The sequence below is a fragment of the Roseateles sp. GW835-FHT13E02 genome (assembly GCF_058794035.1).
On record NZ_JBXAGJ010000020.1, the window covers coordinates 75,339 to 94,041 of the forward strand.

At 68.7% G+C, this 18,703-nt stretch carries 17 protein-coding genes; 11 read left to right on the forward strand and 6 right to left on the reverse strand.

The window, feature by feature from the left end:
• Window positions 1-58 precede the first annotated feature (58 nt).
• Window positions 59-508, reverse strand: a complete 450-nt coding sequence (gene gspG, locus AC1Q6P_RS18530) for a type II secretion system major pseudopilin GspG (protein ID WP_171827256.1) — start codon at window positions 506-508, stop codon at window positions 59-61.
• 420 nt (window positions 509-928) lie between these two features.
• On the opposite strand from gspG, the gene AC1Q6P_RS18535 reads away from it, so the two are divergent.
• The gene (locus AC1Q6P_RS18535; protein WP_492665395.1) at window positions 929-2,200 is read left to right on the forward strand and encodes a Glu/Leu/Phe/Val family dehydrogenase; all 1,272 of its coding nucleotides are present in this window, start codon (window positions 929-931) and stop codon (window positions 2,198-2,200) included.
• Window positions 2,201-2,356: 156 nt separating this feature from the next.
• Here the strand turns inward: AC1Q6P_RS18535 and AC1Q6P_RS18540 are convergent, their stop codons facing one another.
• Complete coding sequence (locus tag AC1Q6P_RS18540) at window positions 2,357-2,656, reverse strand: YciI family protein (RefSeq protein WP_271007964.1); 300 nt, start codon at window positions 2,654-2,656, stop codon at window positions 2,357-2,359.
• A gap of 132 nt (window positions 2,657-2,788) precedes the next feature.
• Between AC1Q6P_RS18540 and AC1Q6P_RS18545 the strand changes: the two genes are divergently transcribed.
• From AC1Q6P_RS18545 to AC1Q6P_RS18565, 5 genes are all read left to right on the forward strand, one after another.
• The gene (locus AC1Q6P_RS18545; protein WP_271007963.1) at window positions 2,789-3,778 is read left to right on the forward strand and encodes a KpsF/GutQ family sugar-phosphate isomerase; all 990 of its coding nucleotides are present in this window, start codon (window positions 2,789-2,791) and stop codon (window positions 3,776-3,778) included.
• Complete coding sequence (locus AC1Q6P_RS18550; protein ID WP_492665394.1) at window positions 3,778-4,371, forward strand: KdsC family phosphatase; 594 nt, start codon at window positions 3,778-3,780, stop codon at window positions 4,369-4,371. Before AC1Q6P_RS18545 ends, AC1Q6P_RS18550 begins: the two co-directional genes overlap by 1 nt.
• Window positions 4,371-5,054: an LPS export ABC transporter periplasmic protein LptC gene (gene lptC, locus AC1Q6P_RS18555; protein ID WP_492665393.1), complete on the forward strand. Its 684-nt coding sequence runs from the start codon at window positions 4,371-4,373 to the stop codon at window positions 5,052-5,054. The genes AC1Q6P_RS18550 and lptC overlap by 1 nt, the downstream gene beginning before the upstream one ends.
• On the forward strand, window positions 5,051-5,824 hold the full coding sequence (locus tag AC1Q6P_RS18560) for an SDR family oxidoreductase (protein WP_492665392.1): 774 nt from the start codon (window positions 5,051-5,053) through the stop codon (window positions 5,822-5,824). Before lptC ends, AC1Q6P_RS18560 begins: the two co-directional genes overlap by 4 nt.
• A gap of 182 nt (window positions 5,825-6,006) precedes the next feature.
• Window positions 6,007-8,313 (forward strand): carbohydrate binding family 9 domain-containing protein, encoded by a 2,307-nt coding sequence (locus tag AC1Q6P_RS18565; RefSeq protein ID WP_492665391.1) that lies wholly within the window; start codon window positions 6,007-6,009, stop codon window positions 8,311-8,313.
• 179 nt (window positions 8,314-8,492) lie between these two features.
• Here AC1Q6P_RS18565 and rbp read toward each other — a convergent pair whose 3' ends face one another.
• A complete protein-coding gene (gene rbp / locus AC1Q6P_RS18570) occupies window positions 8,493-8,963 on the reverse strand; it encodes an RNA-binding regulator (RefSeq protein WP_102768568.1) in 471 nt (156 codons plus the stop codon).
• Between the two features lie 251 nt (window positions 8,964-9,214).
• Between rbp and AC1Q6P_RS18575 the strand changes: the two genes are divergently transcribed.
• The 4 genes from AC1Q6P_RS18575 to AC1Q6P_RS18590 are packed head-to-tail and all read left to right on the forward strand — an operon-like array spanning window position 9,215 to window position 13,351.
• Window positions 9,215-10,135 carry a hypothetical protein gene (locus tag AC1Q6P_RS18575; protein ID WP_492665390.1) on the forward strand — a complete coding sequence of 307 codons (921 nt, stop codon included), beginning with the start codon at window positions 9,215-9,217 and terminating at the stop codon, window positions 10,133-10,135.
• A 2-nt stretch (window positions 10,136-10,137) separates the two neighbouring features.
• Window positions 10,138-10,977, forward strand: a complete 840-nt coding sequence (locus AC1Q6P_RS18580; protein ID WP_492665444.1) for a helical backbone metal receptor — start codon at window positions 10,138-10,140, stop codon at window positions 10,975-10,977.
• A 54-nt stretch (window positions 10,978-11,031) separates the two neighbouring features.
• On the forward strand, window positions 11,032-11,673 hold the full coding sequence (locus AC1Q6P_RS18585; RefSeq protein ID WP_102768571.1) for a MarC family protein: 642 nt from the start codon (window positions 11,032-11,034) through the stop codon (window positions 11,671-11,673).
• Between the two features lie 19 nt (window positions 11,674-11,692).
• Window positions 11,693-13,351: a GMC family oxidoreductase gene (locus AC1Q6P_RS18590; RefSeq protein ID WP_492665389.1), complete on the forward strand. Its 1,659-nt coding sequence runs from the start codon at window positions 11,693-11,695 to the stop codon at window positions 13,349-13,351.
• A gap of 15 nt (window positions 13,352-13,366) precedes the next feature.
• Here AC1Q6P_RS18590 and AC1Q6P_RS18595 read toward each other — a convergent pair whose 3' ends face one another.
• The gene (locus tag AC1Q6P_RS18595) at window positions 13,367-14,752 is read right to left on the reverse strand and encodes a leucyl aminopeptidase family protein (RefSeq protein WP_492665388.1); all 1,386 of its coding nucleotides are present in this window, start codon (window positions 14,750-14,752) and stop codon (window positions 13,367-13,369) included.
• Between the two features lie 71 nt (window positions 14,753-14,823).
• Window positions 14,824-15,204 (reverse strand): thioredoxin family protein, encoded by a 381-nt coding sequence (locus tag AC1Q6P_RS18600; RefSeq protein WP_492665387.1) that lies wholly within the window; start codon window positions 15,202-15,204, stop codon window positions 14,824-14,826.
• Between the two features lie 220 nt (window positions 15,205-15,424).
• On the opposite strand from AC1Q6P_RS18600, the gene AC1Q6P_RS18605 reads away from it, so the two are divergent.
• Window positions 15,425-15,589: a hypothetical protein gene (locus AC1Q6P_RS18605; protein WP_165794623.1), complete on the forward strand. Its 165-nt coding sequence runs from the start codon at window positions 15,425-15,427 to the stop codon at window positions 15,587-15,589.
• 179 nt (window positions 15,590-15,768) lie between these two features.
• On the opposite strand, the gene AC1Q6P_RS18610 is transcribed toward AC1Q6P_RS18605, so the two are convergent.
• The gene (locus AC1Q6P_RS18610) at window positions 15,769-18,663 is read right to left on the reverse strand and encodes a DEAD/DEAH box helicase (RefSeq protein ID WP_492703286.1); all 2,895 of its coding nucleotides are present in this window, start codon (window positions 18,661-18,663) and stop codon (window positions 15,769-15,771) included.
• Window positions 18,664-18,703: the final 40 nt, after the last annotated feature.

Sequence of the window (18,703 nt, forward strand, 5' to 3'; positions counted from 1 at the left end):
GGGCAGAAGGCGAGGCGTCGGACCGCGGCAGCACCAGCTCGGGGCTGCCGCGGCGATCTCACCAGCTGGTCAGATCGGCGTCCTCGCCCTCACCGCCCGGGCGGCCGTCGCGGCCGTAGGAGAACAGGTCGTACTCGCCGTGCTCGCCGGGCGAACGGTACTGGTAGTCGTTGCGCCAGGGGTCCTGGGGCAGCGCCTTGCTCAGATAGGGGCCGGCCCAGCGCGGTTCATCACTGGGCTTGGTGACCAACACGGCCAGGCCCTGCTCGGTGCTGGGGTAGCGGCCGACATCAAGGCGGTACTGATCGAGCGCCTTTTGCAGCCCATCGATCTGCGCCCGCGTGGCCTTGACCTCGGATTTGCCGATCTGGCCAAAGAACTTGGGGCCGACGTAACCGGCCAGCAGGCCGATGATGACCATCACCACCAGCAGCTCCAGCAGGGTGAAACCGCGGCCGGATCGGCGGGCGGCAGGCGCTTGGCGCTGGGATTGGATGTGGAACGGCATCTTGTCTAAAACCCTCGAAAACCTTGATCTTTTGCGGCCCCGACCCTCGGACAGGTCGGCACATGCTCACTCACAGCCGGGCCGCAGCTGGCCCTGAACTGTGACAGCTGCCGCGGGCGTCAGCCATTGGGACTTGACCCCCCCACGTTCGAGTGAATCCAGCCCTGGCCCCCTGGGCAGCCCTGCACTGTAACGGCTCCATATGAAGGCTTGAGGTCAGCCCGGGCGCTGGGCAGGCCGCCGCGGGCGCTCGCTGATTTCTCGCGCAGAGAGGCATTGTTTTAGCGAAAACATGCGCGAGCCTTTGTTTATGCACAAGCCGCATAGTTGCATGTGCACTCGGCTTTGGGCGCAGCCCGGCGCCGTATCGACTTCGCGTTACCGTTCGCCCCGTCCAAAAAAGTTACGGAGCATTACCAAATGTCCAACCTCTCTTTCGTGGCGCCGACGCGCAACAGCCCCTGGGGCACCTACCTCTCGCAGATCGATGCTGTGGAGCCCTATCTGGGCCATCTGGCCCGCTGGGTGGAGACCCTGCGCCGGCCCAAGCGCGCCCTGATCGTGGACGTGCCGATCGAGCTCGACAACGGCACCATCGCCCACTACGAGGGCTACCGCGTCCAGCACAGCCTGACCCGCGGCCCGGGCAAGGGCGGCGTGCGCTACCACCCCGATGTGACGCTGGAAGAAGTGATGGCCCTGTCGGCCTGGATGACGATCAAGAACGCGGCCGTCAACCTACCCTACGGCGGCGCCAAGGGCGGCATCCGCCTCGACCCCAAGGTCTTGTCCAAGAAGGAACTGGAGCGGGTTACGCGCCGTTACACCAGCGAGATCGGCATCATCATCGGCCCGCAGCAGGACATTCCGGCGCCGGACGTGAACACCAACGGCCAGATCATGGCCTGGATGATGGACACCTACTCGATGAACGTCGGCGCCACCGCCACCGGCGTGGTCACCGGCAAGCCGATTGCCCTGGGCGGCTCGCTGGGTCGCGTGCAGGCCACCGGCCGCGGCGTCTTCGTGATCGGCCGTGAAGCCATGCGCCGCCTCGGCATCAGCATGGAAGGTGCGCGCATCGCCGTGCAGGGCTTCGGCAATGTCGGCTCGATCGCCGCCAAGCTCTTCGCCGCCGCCGGCGCCCAGATCGTGGCTGTGCAAGACCACACCGGCACCATCCTGAACGAGCGTGGCTTCGACATGCAGAACCTGCTCGACCACGTCGCCCAAACCGGCGGCGTGGCCGGCTTCTCAGGCGGTGACGCAACAGCCAACGAGGACTTCTGGAAGGTCAAGAGCGATGTGCTGATCCCGGCCGCCCTGGAAGGCCAGATCAACAAGGAGCGCGCCGAAGGCCTGCAAACCCGCCTGGTGTTGGAAGGCGCCAACGGCCCGACCACCCCGGACGGCGACGCCGTGCTGGCCGACCGCGGCATCGTCGTGGTGCCGGACGTGATCGCCAACTCGGGCGGCGTGACCGTGTCCTACTTCGAATGGGTGCAGGACTTCAGCTCCTTCTTCTGGACCGAAGACGAGATCAATGTCCGCCTGGACAAGATCATCACCGGCGCCTTCAAGCACATCTGGGACACCAGCGAGCACCACAAGATCTCGCTGCGCACTGCCGCCTTCGTGGTGGCCTGCACCCGCGTGCTCGAAGCCCGCGAAGAACGCGGCCTGTATCCCTGAGATGGGACCGAAGGCAGCCCCTGCGGGCTGCCTGACGCCCATCGAAGGACCGGCCGCCTGCCTGCGGCCGGGCTGAGGCTGGAGCGAGGTGGGTCCCTGCGGACTGCCTGCCGCCCATCGAAGGTTCGGCCGCCAGCCAACGGCCGGGCCGGCTCCTCAAATCAGCTCCATCCGCCCCGCGTTTGCCTTCGACCAGTAGAGAATTTCGTAACTCTCTCTGAGCCCGGCGGCATAGAACGGATCTGACCTGATGAGCAAGTCGAGCGCCTCCTTGGAGGCCGCTCTTGCAATCCACATCCCCCCGCGGGGTGTTTGATCCGGCTCCGATCTCAGCGACCCACCGACAGGGATCACGTCCTTGTTTTGCTCCAGCCACTCGATGTGGGCTTGCAAGGCTGCCTCACGGACATGTCCATGATCCTTCTTGTCTGTGAACAGGGCGACGAACAATGGCATGTTTTCCTCATTTCCAATCTGGGGCTGTCATTCGCTGCTTTCGCAGCCGGCCATTCAAACACGCGGCAGCGCGGCCCCAGGTGACTCAGAGCGGGGTAACAGCCGGGTATGACGCCGCTACACTGCCCGGCTATGAGTACAGTCCCGCCCTTTGACCCCGATCTCGCCCTGCAAAGAGGCCGGCAGGCCCTGCAGATCGAAGCCGCCGGCATCCAGGCCATGGTGCCGCGCCTGGGTGAATCGTTTGTGCGGGCGGTGCAGGTGGTGCTGGCCTGCCAGGGCCGTGTCGCGGTGATGGGCATGGGCAAGAGTGGCCATGTCGGCCGCAAGATTGCCGCCACCCTGGCCTCCACCGGCACGCCGGCCCTGTTTGTGCACCCGGCCGAGGCCAGCCATGGCGACCTCGGTATGGTCACCGCCAAGGACGTGGTGCTGGCCCTGTCCAACTCGGGTGAGAGCGACGAGCTCAACGCCGTGCTGCCCGTGCTCAAGCGCCTGGGCGTGACCATCATCGCCATGACCGGCCGCGCTGAATCCAGCCTGGCGCGCCATGCCAGCCTGGTGCTCGACAGCTTTGTGGCCGAAGAGGCCTGCCCCTTGAACCTGGCCCCCACGGCCAGCACCACGGCCCAGATCGCCCTGGGCGACGCCCTGGCCGTGGCCCTGCTCGATGCGCGCGGTTTCAAGCCGGAAGACTTCGCCCGCTCCCACCCAGGCGGCGCGCTGGGCCGCAAGCTGCTGACCCATGTGCGCGACCTGATGCGCAGCGGCGCCGATCTGCCGCGCGTGGCGCCGGACACGCCCTTCACCGACATGATGCGCGAGATGTCGGCCAAGGCCCTGGGCGTGGCCATCGTGGTCGACGCGAGCGACCGGGTGCAAGGCATCTTCACCGACGGCGATCTGCGCCGCCTGGTGGAAAAGGGTCAGGACTTGCGCAGCCTCACGGCCGCCACCGTAGCCTCCAAGAACCCCCGCACCGTCAGCGCTGAAGCCTTGGCCGTGGACGCGGCCGATCTGATGGAAGAAGCACGCATCACCGTGGTGCTCGTGGTGGCGGCCGACGGCACGCTCCAAGGCGCCATCACCATCAACGACCTGATGCGGGCCAAGGTGATCTGATGGGCACCACCCCGCTGCAAGCCGCGCTGCGCTTTCCGCCCGAACTGCTGCTCAAGGCTCAGGGGCGTGCCCTCGGGCTGAAGGCCGCCATCTTCGATGTCGACGGCGTGCTGACCGACGGCCGCATCTACATCGGCGAACAGGGCGAGAGCTTCAAGGCCTTCTCCACCCTGGACGGCCATGGCCTCAAGCTGCTCGCCCAGGGCGGCATCACGCCCATCATCATCACCGGCCGCGATTCGCCGGCCGTGCGCCGCCGTGTCGCCGATCTGGGCCTGCAACACGCCGTCTACGGTGCCAAGGACAAGTACGCCGTGGCCCGGCCTCTGCTCGACCAGTTGGGCCTGCAATGGGACGATGTGGCCGCCATGGGCGACGACTGGCCCGACCTGCCCCTGCTGACCCGCGTCGGTTTTGCCTGTGCGCCGGCGCAAGCGCATGCCGAAGTCAAGGCCGTGGCCCACTACATCACCACGGCCGCTGGCGGCCATGGCGCCGCGCGCGAATGCTGCGACCTGATGCTGCAAGCCAATGGCCGCTACCAGCAGCTGCTGAACGGCCATCTCGACACCCTGGACGGAGGCCATCCCTGATGGCCACGCTGGCGCCGCCTCCGAGCGGCCGCGCCCGCCCGAGCCAGAGCTGGCTGTGGCGGCTGCAGCAGCTGGTCTCCAACTACCTGCCCCTGCTGCTGATGGCCATGCTGGCCAGCGGCACCTGGTGGCTGGTCAAGCACACGCCCGTGCCCGAAGAGGCCACCCAGGCCCCGCCACCGCGCCACGAGCCCGATTACCAGATGCGCAATTTCGAGCTGCAGCGCATGGGCGGCGACGGCCGCCTGCGCGCCCGCATCGAGGGCGCGGCCCTGCGCCATTACCCGGACACCGACACGCTCGAAATCGACCAGATCCACCTGCGCAGCTATTCGGCCGATGGCAGCTGGGTCCTGGCCCGCGCCCGCCGCGCCGTGGCCAATGCCGATGCCAGCGAGATCCAGCTGTACGGCGATGTGGAAGTGAAACGTTATGAGGCCGCCAAAGATGGCGCAACGCCGTCCGAGGCCAAGCTGGACATCCGCGGCGAGTTCCTGCAGGCCTTTGTCAATCGCGAGCAGCTGCGCAGCCACCTGCCGGTGCAGCTGCGCCACGGCGGCACCACGGTGCAGGCCGCAAGTTTCGAATACGACCACCTCAACGCCCGCCTGAGCTTCCAGGGCCGCACCGCGGCCAGCCTGGCAGCGCCCGGTGCCCAGAAAAAAGCCAAGGCCACGCCATGAGCCGTCTCGTCTACATCACCGGCGCCTCCAGCGGCATCGGCCAGGCCCTGGCCCTGCAGTACGCGCGGGCCGGCTGGCGCATGGCCCTGGTGGCGCGGCGCACGGCCGAGCTGCAGAGCTGGGCCGAAGCCCAAGGCCTGAAACCCGCGCAGTATGCGATCTACGGCGCCGATGTCTGCGACATCGCATCCATCACCGCCGCCGGCCGCGCCTGCATCGCCGCCCAGGGCCTGCCCGATGTGGTGATCGCCAATGCCGGCATCAGCGTCGGTATCGACAGCGCCATCTTTGAAGACTTGGCGGTGATGCAGCGCGTCTACGCCACCAACAACCTCGGCCTGGCCGCCACCTTCCAGCCCTTCATCGCGGCCATGCGCACGCGCGGCAGCGGCCGCCTGGTTGGCGTGGCCAGCGTGGCCGGCATCCGCGGCCTGCCCGGCCACGCGGCGTATTGCTCCAGCAAGGCCGCCGTCATCAGCTACTGCGAGAGCCTGCGCGGCGAGTGCCGCCCCTTCGGCGTCCAGGTGGTGACCATCGCCCCGGGCTATATCGACACGCCGCTGACGCGCGAGAACCGCTACAGCATGCCCTTCCTGATGCAGCCCGAGGATTTCGCGGCGCGCGCCTACGCCACCATCGAGGCGGGTGCCAGCTTCCGCGTCATCCCCTGGCAGATGGGCTGGGTGGCGCGCCTGCTGCGCCTGCTGCCTAACGCCCTGTTCGATCGGCTGCTGGCCGGTCGCCCCCGCAAGCATCGCCAGGGCGAGTGAATGTCAAGCCCACTGAGGTGGGAAACAGTTGCAGCCCCGGGACAGGCTGGTAGTTCTGACAGGTCGGGCCTGTGGCGCGCCCGCCTACACTGCGCCGGGGCTGCTCTGCCCATCACCTCGCCTCGCGACGGCCGAACCGGCCGGGCGCGATCTGCTGCCAGCCTTTGATGCCTTCGCCGCCGATGAGATTCCTGCTCCTGAGCTTGCTGTCGCTGTCCACCGCCTGCGCCCAGGCCAGCAGCACCGCCCACCCTCAAGCCCTGCGCCTGAGCGAAGACAGCGCGCCGCTGCGCGTCGATGGCCAGCTGGACGAAGCCCATTGGCAACGCGCCCCGGTGTACGACCGCTTCATGCAGTTCCAACCCGAGGACAAGAAGCCGGCGGCCTGGCGCACCACGGTGCAGATCCTGGTCACCCAGGACGCGCTGGTCTTCGGCATTCGCGCCTATGACCCTGCGCCGGATCTGATCCGCGCGCCGCTCAAGCGCCGCGACACGGTGGCGCGCGACCAGGATTTCATCTCGGTGGTGCTGGACCCGGTCGGCCTGCGCCGCTCGGCCCAGTTCGCCCGCGTCAGCGCGGCCGGCGTGATCGGCGACGGCATGTTCACCGCCGCCGACGATGGCGAGGATTTCGCGCCCGATTTCGAGCTCGAAGCCGCCGCCCAGCGCCTGCCCGACGGCTACAGCATCGAGCTGCGCTGGCCGCTGGCCTCGCTGCGCTACCCCTACAGCGGCGGCCTGCCCTGGCGCCTGATGGTGGTGCGCAACATCCCGCGTCAGGAGGCCAACACCCTCAATGTCAGCGCCCCGCTGACCAAGGACGCGCTGAGCTTCATTGCCGAGCTGCAGCCCATCGAGGGTTTGAGTGACCTGGTCGAGCAGGTGCGCGAGCGCAGCTTTCTGAGCGTGCGCCCCGAGCTGACGCTGCGCCGCCGCGAGGACCAGGCCGAGGGCCGACCCGACAGCCGCAAGCGCGAATCCAATCTCGGCGGCGAACTCAAGTGGCGGCCGCGCGCCGACTGGGTGATCGATGCGGTGCTCAACCCCGATTTCTCCCAGGTCGAGCTGGACGCACCCCAGCTCTCGGGCAACACTCGTTTCGCCCTGAGCCTGCCGGAGAAGCGCCCCTTCTTTCTGGAAAGCGCCGATGTGGTCGGCCAGACCAAGGCCGACGAAGAAGGCCAGAACCGCAGCCTGGCGGCCTTCTACTCGCGCGCCATCACCGACCCCGACTGGGGCCTGCGCAGCACCTGGCGCGGCGCCTCGGCGGACGCCACCCTGCTGAGCCTGCGCGATGCCGGCGGGGGCCAGGTCTTGCGTCCCCATGCCTACGGCACCGACAGCTTTGTGCAGCCGCGCGACTCGCAGGCCAGCTTCGCCCGCGGCCGCATGCAAATCGACGCGCTGAACCTTGGCCTGCTGGCCTCGGACCGCAACTACGGCCATGGCCAGTACAACCGCGTCGGCGGCAGCGACTTCTCCTGGGCCGCCAGCGATGTGGATCTGCTGCGCGGCCACCTGCTGCTGTCCAGCACGCGCAGCCAGCTCGACCCCGCCACGCCCGACCTGCGCCCGGGCAGCGAGAACGGCCACCACCTCTGGCTGGGCTGGCGCCGCCGCACCGAGCAGTGGAACACCCTCTTCAATCTGGAAGATGTGTCGCCGCGCTTTGCCAACGACAACGGCTTCGTCAGCCAGTCCGGCTACCGGCGCGGCACACTCAAGCTGGCCCGGCGCTTCAATGAAGAAAGCCTGGCACCGCTGGGTGAATGGTCACGCTTCCCGACCTACGAGCTGGAAGCCGAGCTGCGTCTGGCCGAAACCCGCAGCGTGCAGGATGCGCTGCACGGCGTGCCCGGCGGCGAGCTGATCGAGCGCCGCGTGCAACCCGGCTTCTGGATCGCCACCGCGCGCAACACCGGCATCTGGGGCCATCTGGGCCTGGACCAGCTGCGCGCCAAGACCGGCGGCCGCCTGCATGAACCGCGCACCCTGACCCTGGGTTTTGAATCCAACCCCCACCCCATCCTGGCCTTCATCACCGCCGAGATGGAATGGGGACGCCGCCTCGACGTGGACGCCGACCGACTCGGGCGCGGTGGCAATGTCTGGCTGCTGGCCAAGCTGCGCGTGCCCATGCCCACCGGCCTGGGGCTGGAGGTGGAGCAGCAATGGAGCGAGGGCTATGTGCACGGTGCCCAGCCGGGCCGCAGCTTCACCGACAACTTCCGCCAGACCCTGGCGGTGCTGCACTGGAGCCCGCGCGACTCGCTGCGCCTGATCGCCCAGGCCACCCATTTCCAGCGCCGCGAAGAGCTGGGCCTGGCGGCCGATGCCTCGCACACCCGCCACACCTCGCTGATGTACCAGCACCGGGTTGGTCTGTCCCGCGTGCTGAGCCTGGGCCTGACCCGTTTCAACGACAGCCCGGGCGGGCGTCGCAGCACCGAGCTGTTTGCCAAGGCCCAGGTGGCCTGGCAGCCCTGAGCGCCGGCCAGGGCTGACGCCACTCACGCGGCGGGTCGCGTGGGCAGTCAGCGCCCCGCAGGGCCGGGCGCCACAGCATCACGGCCAGTCCAGCCCCTTCCAGAAACGAAAAAAGCAGCCGAAGCTGCTTTTTTCTTGCATCCGTTTCAAGCCGCTCCGCAGAACGGCCTGAGGCTGGATCAGTAACCGCCGGAACGGCCACCGCCGTAGCCGCCGCCACCGCCGGAGCGGCCACCGCCGCCACCGCCGAAGCCGCCGCCGCCGGAACGGCCACCGCCGTAACCGCCACCGCCGCCGCCACCACCGTAGCCGCCGCCGCCACCGAAGCCGCCACCACCCGAACGACCGCCGCCGAAGCCGCCGCCACCCGAGCGACCGCCGCCGAAGCCGCCGGGACGCTCTTCACGAGGACGAGCCTCGTTCACCACGACGGCGCGGCCGTCGAGGTCTTGACCGTTCATGCCGTTGATGGCCGATTGCGCTTCGGCATCCGAACCCATTTCCACAAAGCCGAAGCCCTTGGAACGACCTGTGTCACGATCCATCATGACCTTTGCGGAGGTCACCGAACCAAATTGCGCGAACGCTTCGTGCAGAGACTCATCACGCACGCTGTAGGCAAGATTGCCGACGTAAAGCTTGTTTCCCATGGGGAAGCCCTTTCAATACCAAGAAACCATGTGGAGCTTCAACCCATCGTGAACCATTCAAGCGAAGGTGCGGCGTCCATACACAGGTAAACGATTATGGTTGATGGGTCCAGCCGCAAACACGGGGCCCACCGCAAGTGTTGTTTTTCGGCTGATAGAAGAAACCCTCGGGTTTTGACGGGCGCTGGGCGGACCGAACTGCTGTTTTTCAGCAAATCGGGGCGTCAAGACCGCTGGCTATGATGAGCTCCATGTCCCAAACCCTGTCCTTGCACGCGCTCAACCGCGTGCTGTCCAGTATTGATGCGCCGCGCAATGGGCGCGCCCTTTACGCCCTGCTCTCGGCCTTCTGCCTGGCTGGCCTGATGCTGGCTTCGGCCGAGTCGGCCCTGGCCAAGGCCGACACCACCTTGGGGGTGATCTGGGCCGTGGGCGGGCTGATCACCGCATTTCTCGGCGTCAACACCACGGGCCTGCTGCTGATGGATCAGGCGCGCGGACGCGAGGTGCGCGAGGTGGCCGATGCATTCCATGACGCCCTGCGCACTGCCCCCAAAGTGCTGCTGACCCTGCTGCTGGTGCTGGGCACGCTGGGCCTGGTGTCGGCCGGCTTGATCGGGCTGCTGTACAGCGCTCGCCTGCCCAGCGTCGGGCCAGCGCTGTTCGCCCTGCTGGTGCCGGTCAGTGTGACGGCGCTGGGGGTGATGGCCTTCAGTGGCGTGATGTTGATCGGGCCGCTGACCGGCCCCTCGATCTGGTCGGGCAAGAGCCCGCTGCAAACCGCCCGCATGCTGGCGCACCAGCTGCGCCGCGGCCCCTTGGAAGCGGGTGCCTTGATGATGGCCGTGTTTCTGGTGACGGCCCTGGTCAGCGCGGCGGTCAGCTTTGTGGTGATCAGCGGCGGCCGGGTGCTGGCGCTCTTGATGGTCTGGTTGATCGGCATCGACGTGCCGGCCCAGCAGCTGATGGCCGGCCTGTTCGGCTACGGCCTGCGCACCCTGGGCGCGAATGGCGCGCCGGTGGCCACCCACCCGCTGGCCGTGGCGGCACAGACCGGCGGCGGCGTGGTCTTTGCGGTGGCCCTGGTGCTGCCGACCCTGGTGTATCTGCGTGGCTGCTGCGCGGTCTACCTGGCCCTGCAGGACGCGCCCAGCGACGACGCGGCCCTGTGAACATGCCGGCCTTCGATCCGAACGCGCCGCGCATCGCCAGCCTGGTGCCCAGCCTCACCGAGCTGCTGCTGGCCCTGGGCCTGGGGCCCTGGATGGTGGCGCGCACAGGTTTCTGCATCCATCCGGCCGAGCAGGTGGCGGCCATCCCCAAAGTCGGCGGCACCAAGGATGTGAATCTGGACAAGCTGCGCCGCCTCGCACCCAGCCATGTGCTGCTCAATCCCGACGAGAACCGCCTGGACACGGCGGAGGCGCTGCGCCAGTTCGTGCCCGAGCTGATCGTCTCCCATCCCCAGGGGCCCGAGGACAACCTAGCCCTGCTGGCGCAGATGCTGCACCACTTCGGCCACCTGCCCGGCGTTCGCGAGCGCGCCCAGGCCCTGAGCGAGCGCCTGAGCCACAGCCTGCAAGCCTGCCGGCAACAGGGCTGGCCGGGCGAGCGGGTGCTCTACCTGATCTGGCGCGAACCCTGGATGACGGTGGCCCGCGACACCTACATCGCCCGCATGCTGGTCGAGGTGGGCTGGCAGACCTGGCCCAACCAACGCGGCGGCGACACCGGCGCGGCCCGCTACCCGCAGCTGCGCGGCGATGAGCCCTGGCTGCAGCAGGTCGACCGGGTGCTGCTCAGCTCGGAACCCTACCGCTTTGACGCCAGCCACCTGCCCCTGGCCCGGGCCCTGTGCCCGCAGGCGCAGGTGCAGCTGATCGATGGCGAGCTGATCAGCTGGTACGGCCCGCGCGCCAGCGAGGGGCTGGATCTGCTGCGCGCGCTCGCGACGGAGCGCGCTTCGGTGCAAGCCGCCCCGCGGATCCACACCGAGGTCGGAAAGAGCGGGTAATTCGGGAGCACGCCAGGGCCTGGTCGCCGGCCCGCCCGGCCCACAATCAAGACCATGGACATCTACAAGCCTCTCGTTGCCCTGCTCGCCATCGTCAACCCGATCGGCGTGATCCCCTTCTTCATTCATTTCACGACCGGTTTCAACCGCCAGCAGCGCCAGCACACCATCCGCGTCAGCAGCTTCAGCGCTTTTCTGGTCATCAGCATCAGCGCGCTGTTCGGCCTCAAGGTGATCGAGTTCTTCGGCATCTCGCTGGCCTCCTTCCAGGTCGGCGGGGGCACCTTGCTCCTGATCAGCTCCATCCAGATGCTGAACGCGCAGCCGGCCGAGTCGCGCAAGGAAGACCTCAGCGAAGGCTCCAGCAAGCTCAGCGCCGGTGCCAGCATTGCCGTCGTGCCCCTGACCATCCCCCTGCTGACCGGCCCGGCCACCATTTCCACCATGGTGATCTACGCCGAAAAGACCCGCCACTGGTGGGAGCTGGCCATTCTGGTGGGCTACGGCGTGGTGGTGGGCCTGGTGACCTTCGGCGTGTTCTCGACCGCCGGCCGCATCGCCCGCGTGCTGGGCCAGACCGGCATCAACATCATGACCCGGCTGATGGGTCTGATCCTGGCCGCGCTGGCGGTGGAGCTGCTGGCCGACGGCCTGATCAAGCTCTTCCCGGTGCTGGCCTCGCATCTGGCACGCTGAAGCCCGCTGCGCCGCCGCCATGTTCGACTACATCATCGTGGGCGCCGGCACGGCCGGCTGCCTGCTGGCCAACCGGCTCTCGGCCGACCCGAGCAAGCGCGTGCTGCTGCTGGAGGCCGGCGGCCGGGACGATTACCACTGGATCCACATCCCGGTCGGCTATCTGCACTGCATTGGCAACCCGCGCACCGACTGGCTGTTCCAGACCGAGGCGGAGCCCGGCCTCAACGGCCGCAGCCTTCGCTACCCGCGTGGCAAGGTGCTGGGCGGCTGCTCCAGCATCAACGGCATGATTTACATGCGCGGCCAGGCGCGCGACTACGAGGCCTGGGCGGCGGCCACCGGCGACCCGGCCTGGCGATGGCAGGCCTGCCTGCCCGATTTCATCAAGCACGAAGACCACTGGCGCCTGGACGACACAGCCACCCGCGCCAGCCCCGCCAGCCCCGGCTTCAAGGCCGCCCATGGCCACGGCGGCGAATGGCGGGTCGAGCGCCAGCGCCTGCGCTGGGACATCCTCGATGCCTTTGCCGCGGCCGCCGTGCAGGCCGGCATCCCAGCCAGCGATGACTTCAACGCCGGCAGCAACGAGGGCGTGGGCTATTTCGAGGTCAACCAGCGCGCCGGCCTGCGCTGGAACACGGCCAAGGCCTTTCTGCGCCCGACCTGCTATGCCCGGCCCAACTTCGAACTCTGGACCGGTGCGGCCGTGCAGCGCCTGACGCTGGCGCGCGCGGAGAGCGGTGGGCTGCAGTGCGAAGGCGCCGAAGTGCGCACGCCGCGTGGCCAGGAAAGCGTCGCGCTGAACCCCGGTGGCGAGCTGATCCTGGCGGCCGGCGCCATCGGCTCGCCGCAGCTTTTGCAGCTCTCAGGCCTGGGGCCGGCGGCCTTGCTTCAAAGCTTGGGCATTACCGTGCAGCAGGACCTGCCCGGGGTCGGCGCCAATCTGCAAGACCATCTGCAGATCCGCAGCATCTACAAGGTCGAGGGCGCGCGCACCCTCAACACCTTGACGCAAAGCTGGTGGGGCAAGGCCAAGATCGGGCTCGAATACCTGCTCAAGCGCAGCGGGCCCATGAGCATGGCGCCCTCGCAGCTGGGCGCGTTTGCGCGCAGCGGCCTCGATCCGGACGGGCCGGATCTGGAGTACCACGTGCAGCCGCTCTCGCTGGAGGCCTTCGGCCAGCCTCTGCACCCCTTCAATGCCTTCACCGCCAGCGTCTGCCAGCTGAACCCGACAAGTCGCGGCACGGTGCAGATCCGCTCGCCCGATGCGAGTGAGGCACCGCGCATCCAGCCCAACTACCTCGCCACCGAGCACGACCGGCGCGTGGCCGCCGCCGCCCTGCGCCTGACGCGCCAGATCGTGGCCCAGCCAGCCCTGGCCGCCCACCGGCCCGAAGAGATCAAGCCCGGCCCACAGCTGGAAAGCGAAGAAGAGCTGGCGCGCGCTGCGGGCGACATCGGCACCACCATCTTCCACCCGGTGGGCACCTGCAAGATGGGCCGCGCCGAAGACGCCATGGCCGTGGTGGACAGCCGGCTGCGCGTGCGTGGCGTGGCCGGGCTGCGCGTGGTCGATGCCAGCGTCATGCCCAACATCACCAGCGGCAACACCAATTCACCGACGCTGATGATTGCGGAGAAGGCCGCGGCCTGGATCCTGGCCGGGGCCTGACGGCCCCTGCCGCCCTCAGCTCTTGGTGCTGAAACGCTGCTCCAGATAGGCCAGCAGGGTGCGGATGGTCTGCGCCTCGCCGCCCACCGGTCGGCCGGCGCGGGCCACATCGTTCCAGGCGAACAGGTCGATGTGCAGCCAGTCCTGGTGCTCGGGCACGAAGTACTCGAGGAAGAGCGCCGCGTTGATGGCGCCGCCCAGGGCATTGCGGCCGGTGTTGACGATGTCACCGATGCTGCTGGCGATGCCCTCTTTGTAGGGCGCCCACAGCGGCATGTGCCACATCGGGTCTTCCAGCTTCAGGCCCAGGTCGACCAGGTCACGCGCGGTGTCGAAATGCTTGCTGAACAGGGCCGGCAGCTGGGCGCCCAGGGCCACGCGGGCGGCGCCGGTCAGGGTGGCCAGGTCGATGATCAGCTCGGGCTTGTGCTCGGAGGCATAGGCCAGCGCATCGCTGAGCACCACGCGGCCTTCGGCATCGGTGTTGCCGATCTCGATGTGCAGGCCCTGGCGGGTCTTGATCACATCGCCGGGGCGGTAGGCATTGCCCGAGATCGAGTTCTCAACCGCCGGGATCAGCACCTGCAGGCGCACCGGCAGCTTGAAGGCCATGACCAGGGCGGCCAGGCCCAGGGCATTGGCGGCGCCGCCCATGTCCTTCTTCATCTGACGCATGCCATCGGCCGGCTTGATATCGAGGCCGCCGGTGTCGAAGCAGACGCCCTTGCCGACGATGCTCAGCAGCGGGGCTTTCGGGCTGCCCCAGTTCAGCTCGATCAGGCGCGGGGCACGCGTGCTGGCACGGCCGACGGCGTGGATGGCCGGGAAGTTCTGCTTCAAGAGCGCGTCACCGACGATCTGCTTGAACTTGGCGCCATGCTGCTTGGCAATCAGCTGGGCCGCTTGCGCCAGCTCCTCGGGGCCCATGTGCTCGGCCGGGGTGTTGACCAGATCGCGCGTGGCCGAGATGGCCGTGGCCAGGGCGATGCCGCGCTGGGCGCTGGCGTCGGCCGGCAGGTAAAGCGCGGCCGGGGCGCGGCGGCGCGGCTTGTAGAGGTCGAACTGGTAGGCGCCGAGCTCCCAGGACAGGGCGGCCTGCTCAGGCCGCAGCTGCAGGCCCTGCTCGGACAGCACATAGTCACCCTCGGGCAGGGCTTGCGGCAGGGCCGACAGGGCGAAGGGATGGGCGGCGTGCTCGACACCGGCGAACACCTGGCCCAGCTTGCCATCGGCGCCCGGCACCAGGGCGTAGCTGTCGGCAGCGCCCTTGAACCCCAGGGTGGCCAGCCAGTGGCGCGTCGGCGCCGGCAGCTCGGTCACCAGGGCCTGGAAGGCGGCGCGGTCGACCACGGTGATGGCAACGGCGCCGCTGGGCGCCTTGGCTTTCAGGTGAACTGTCATGGTGCGGGGTGCGCCTCGTGGGCGGCTGAGCAATCAAAAGCGGCGATTGTCCGCTTTTGGCGCGCGCAGGTTCAGCAGCTGCGCTGCAAACGCATCAACAAAGCCTGGGCGGCCGGCTGCCCGGCCTGCACCGGCAGATCCGCCGCGGTGGCCAGCAGGCGCTGAGCCGTGCTCAGATGGGGCGTGACCGGGCCGATGAAGCGCAGCTGCGCGCCCGAACCGATCAGCAGGGTCGGGAAGGTTTCCACCTCCAGATCGCCCACCAGCTCCTCGTCATCCTCGATGTCCACCCAGATGAAGCGGTGCTGCGGGAACTGCTCACGCAGCGCGGCCACCACCTCGTGGTAGCTGTCGCAGGTGCGGCACCAGGCCGCGCACAAGCAGGCCACCAGCATGGGCTGGAGGGCGGCATCGGGCGAAGACGGAAGGGCAGACACGACAGGGCTGGGCATGGTGGCGAAGCTTAGCGACAAAGCATTCACCGACGTTGATCCAAGGTCAAGCCGTTGCGAACTGGCGACGCCCGGCCCAGCAAAGCTCTGCAAAAAATCTTGCCGGCACTGTCAACCGAGGGTTTTCCTGTCGCGTTGACCCAGCAAGCGACAGCCAAGGCAGATCTCCTGCAAGCCGTCGCTACCGTCGTAGCAGCAGCCGCAAGGCCTCTGAATCGCCATGAAAACTCAGCAGCACCCCGAACAACAACCGCGTCGCATGCCCTGCCCCGACTGGGCATCGCTGGACAACAAGGGCCGCAAGCACGAGGCTTTTGAATCCGGCAACTTCGCCTGCGATCGCCGCAGCCTGGCCCGCGCACTCCGCTTCGACCGCAAGCGCTGAGTTTTCTGCTGCGCCGCCGCCAGGCGTTGTTGGCCGGCTGCTCGGGATCCTCACGTACAGGAAGTACGTTCCGGTCCCTGCGCTCCGTCCGCCTAGCCTGGCGACGGCTCGCGACGAAAACTCACGAGGCTTCGAGCCACTGAGTCCTCGCTCGCACAAGAACACGATTCCCTTCAGCCTCAGCCCAGCGGCGCCAGCAACAGCGCCAAATCCTCGGCGCTGAACTTGGCTGCATCGGCCCCGTCCTCGCCCAGCACGCCCTGCGCCAGGGCCAGTTTGCGGGCCTGCAGCTCCAGCATCCGCTCCTCGATGCTGCCGCCCACCACCAGTTTGTAGACAAACACCGGCTTGTCCTGGCCGATGCGGTGCGCCCGCGCGCTGGCCTGGGCTTCGACCGCCGGGTTCCACCAGGGGTCGACATGGATGACCGTGTCGGCCGCCGTCAGGTTCAATCCCACCCCGCCCGCCTTGAGGCTGACCAGCAGCAGCGGTATTTCCTCGGCCTGGAAGCGCCGCACGATCTCGCCGCGTTGGCCAATGGGCGTGTCGCCGCTGAGCGTCAGGCTGGGCAGCGCCAGCTGCCGTAGCAGCGCTTCGATCAAGCCCAGCATCTCGGTGAACTGGGAGAACACCAGCACCCGCCGCCCCTCGGCCAGCAGCTCGGGCAACATCTGCTCCAGCAGCTCCAGCTTCGCCCGGCCCATGTCTGCAGCCAAATCCACACCCTTGACCAGGGCCGGGTCGCAGCAGACCTGGCGCAGCTTGAGCAAGGCATCCAGCACCGAAATCTGTGCGCCGGCAAAGCCGCGCCGGGCCAGCACGCGCCGCACCTGGGTGTCGGCCGCCACGCGCACGCTCTCGTAGAGATCACGCTGGGCGCCGTAGAGCTGCACCCGCCGCGTCACCTCGGTCAGGGGCGGCAGCTCGGCCGCCACCTGGTCCTTGCGCCGGCGCAGGATGAAAGGCCGCACGCGTTGGGCCAGCAGCTGGGCGCGCAAGGTTTCGCCGTTTTCCTCGATGGGTTTGCGCCACAAGCGGGCGAAACTCCGTGCATCGCCCAGGAAGCCGGGCATCAGGAAATCGAACTGCGCCCAGAGCTCGCCCAGATGGTTCTCCAGCGGCGTGCCGGTCAGGCAGAGCCGGTGGCGCGCGTTCAGGCGGCGCACCGCTTGCGCCGCCCGGCTGGCCGCGTTCTTGACCGTCTGCGCCTCGTCCAGGATCAAGAGATGCCAGGGCTGGGCCGCCAAGGCCGCGATATCGCGCCACAGCAGCGGGTAGGTGGACAGCACCAGGTCGAACTCGCCCAGACAGGCAAAGTCGCGCGCCCGCTCCGGCCCTTGCAAGAGCAGCACGCGCAGGCCCGGCGCCACCCGGCGAGCCTCGGCCAGCCAGTTGAACAGCAGGGAGCTGGGCAGCACGGCCAGGGCCGGCCGGTCCAGGCGACCTGCTTCTTTTTCGAGCAGCAGATGGGCCAGCGCCTGGGCGGTCTTGCCCAGGCCCATGTCATCGGCCAAGATGCCGGCCAGGCCCTGCTCGCGCAGGTATTGCAGCCAGGCCAGGCCGCTGCGCTGGTACGGTCGCAGCGTCAGCGCCAGGCCCTGCGGCGGCGCCACCGGTTGCGGGCTGCCGGCCTGCTGCAGGCGCTGGGCCAGGCGGCGCAAATCGGCGTCGCCCTGGAACTGCCAGCCGCTGCGCGTGTCCAGCGCCAGCAGGCGGCCGGCGTCCCAATCGCTGAGCGGGATCGGACCTTCGGCCCGCTTGGGGTCGCTGAGCAGATCCACCATGGCGCCGATGATGGGCTTGAGGATGGAGCCCGGCGCTTCGATACGGCGGCCGCCCGGCGCGTGCAGCAGGATCAGGGCCGCGTCATCGATGCCGGCAATGGCCTCGGCATCGAACCAGCGCGCATCGCGGCGCAGCAGGTCGGCGATCATGGGCGCCAGGTCCAGGGTTTCGCCGTCCACCTCGACCCCGAGGCTGAGCAGCCAGGAGCCCTTTCTGCCCGGCAAGCCCAGCTTCTCGATCTTGAGCTGCCAGGCCTCGGCCGGGGCGGGCCGGTGGGCAAAGCCGGGGCGCACCTCCACCTTCCAGCCCGCCGCCTGCAGCGCCGGCACCCGCTCCAGCCAGAAGGCGGCGAAGAACTCCTCCTGGCTGAGCGTCCACAAGGCTTCCAGGCCCTGGGCGGCGCTGGGGTGACGCCACTGCAGCTGCTCGGGCGCGAGCGGGACCAGGCCGCTGGCCCAGAGCTGATCGCGCGCCTCGGCCTCGGCCAGCAGATCGCGGGCCAGGCGACGCGGGCCGCTGGAGGTGTCCACCCGCTGCTGGGCGGGCGGTCGGCTGTTCAAGAGCGAGCGTGGCGCCTCGGTCTGCCAGCGGCAGCCATCCTCGAATCGGTAGACCCAGTGCAACTGGGCGACGCTGACATGGTCACCGCGCGGCCCGAGCCGGCCACCAGGGGCCAGACCCAGCAGGCCGTCGCCGCGGCCCAGGGTCATCAGGCGCAGCTCGGGCTGGAAGCGCGCGGGCTCGACGCCCAGGTCAGGCTCGGCAGGCGGCGCAGGCAGATCGGCCGCAGCTGAGGCCCCCGGCGCTTGCTCCTCCTCATCTCCCCGCAGCAGCAAATCCATCAAGCGCGCCGCATCGGCCTCGGGCAGCGGCGGCAGGCGTTTGAGCTCCTCGCGGCTGGCCTTGCGGCGCAGCGCCTGCACCCATTGCTGCAGCAGGGCCTCGCGCAGCGGCGCATCGGCCTCGGTCTGCAAGCGCAGCAACACCGCCGCGGCATGCTCGCAAAAGCGCTGGGTGCGGCAGCTGCACAGGGCGCTGTAGCGCGGCTGGCCGGAGGCATCGGCCACACCTTGCAAATCGAGCTCGAAGACCTGCTCGCGTGCACCGCGCACCCGGGCACTGGCGCCCTGGCCGTCGGAACGGAGCTCCAGGATCTGGCCCTGCAACTGGCGCGCGCGCTGCAGCCGGCCACGCTCGAACAGGCGCGCCAGGACCTCGGCCGTGGGCGGCCAGATGCGCGGGGCCAAAGGGCCTGGGGGGGCGGCTGATGCGGCAGAAGTCTCCAACATGGCGCGCATTGTCGGGGGCGGGCGAAGACGCGGCGGCTGA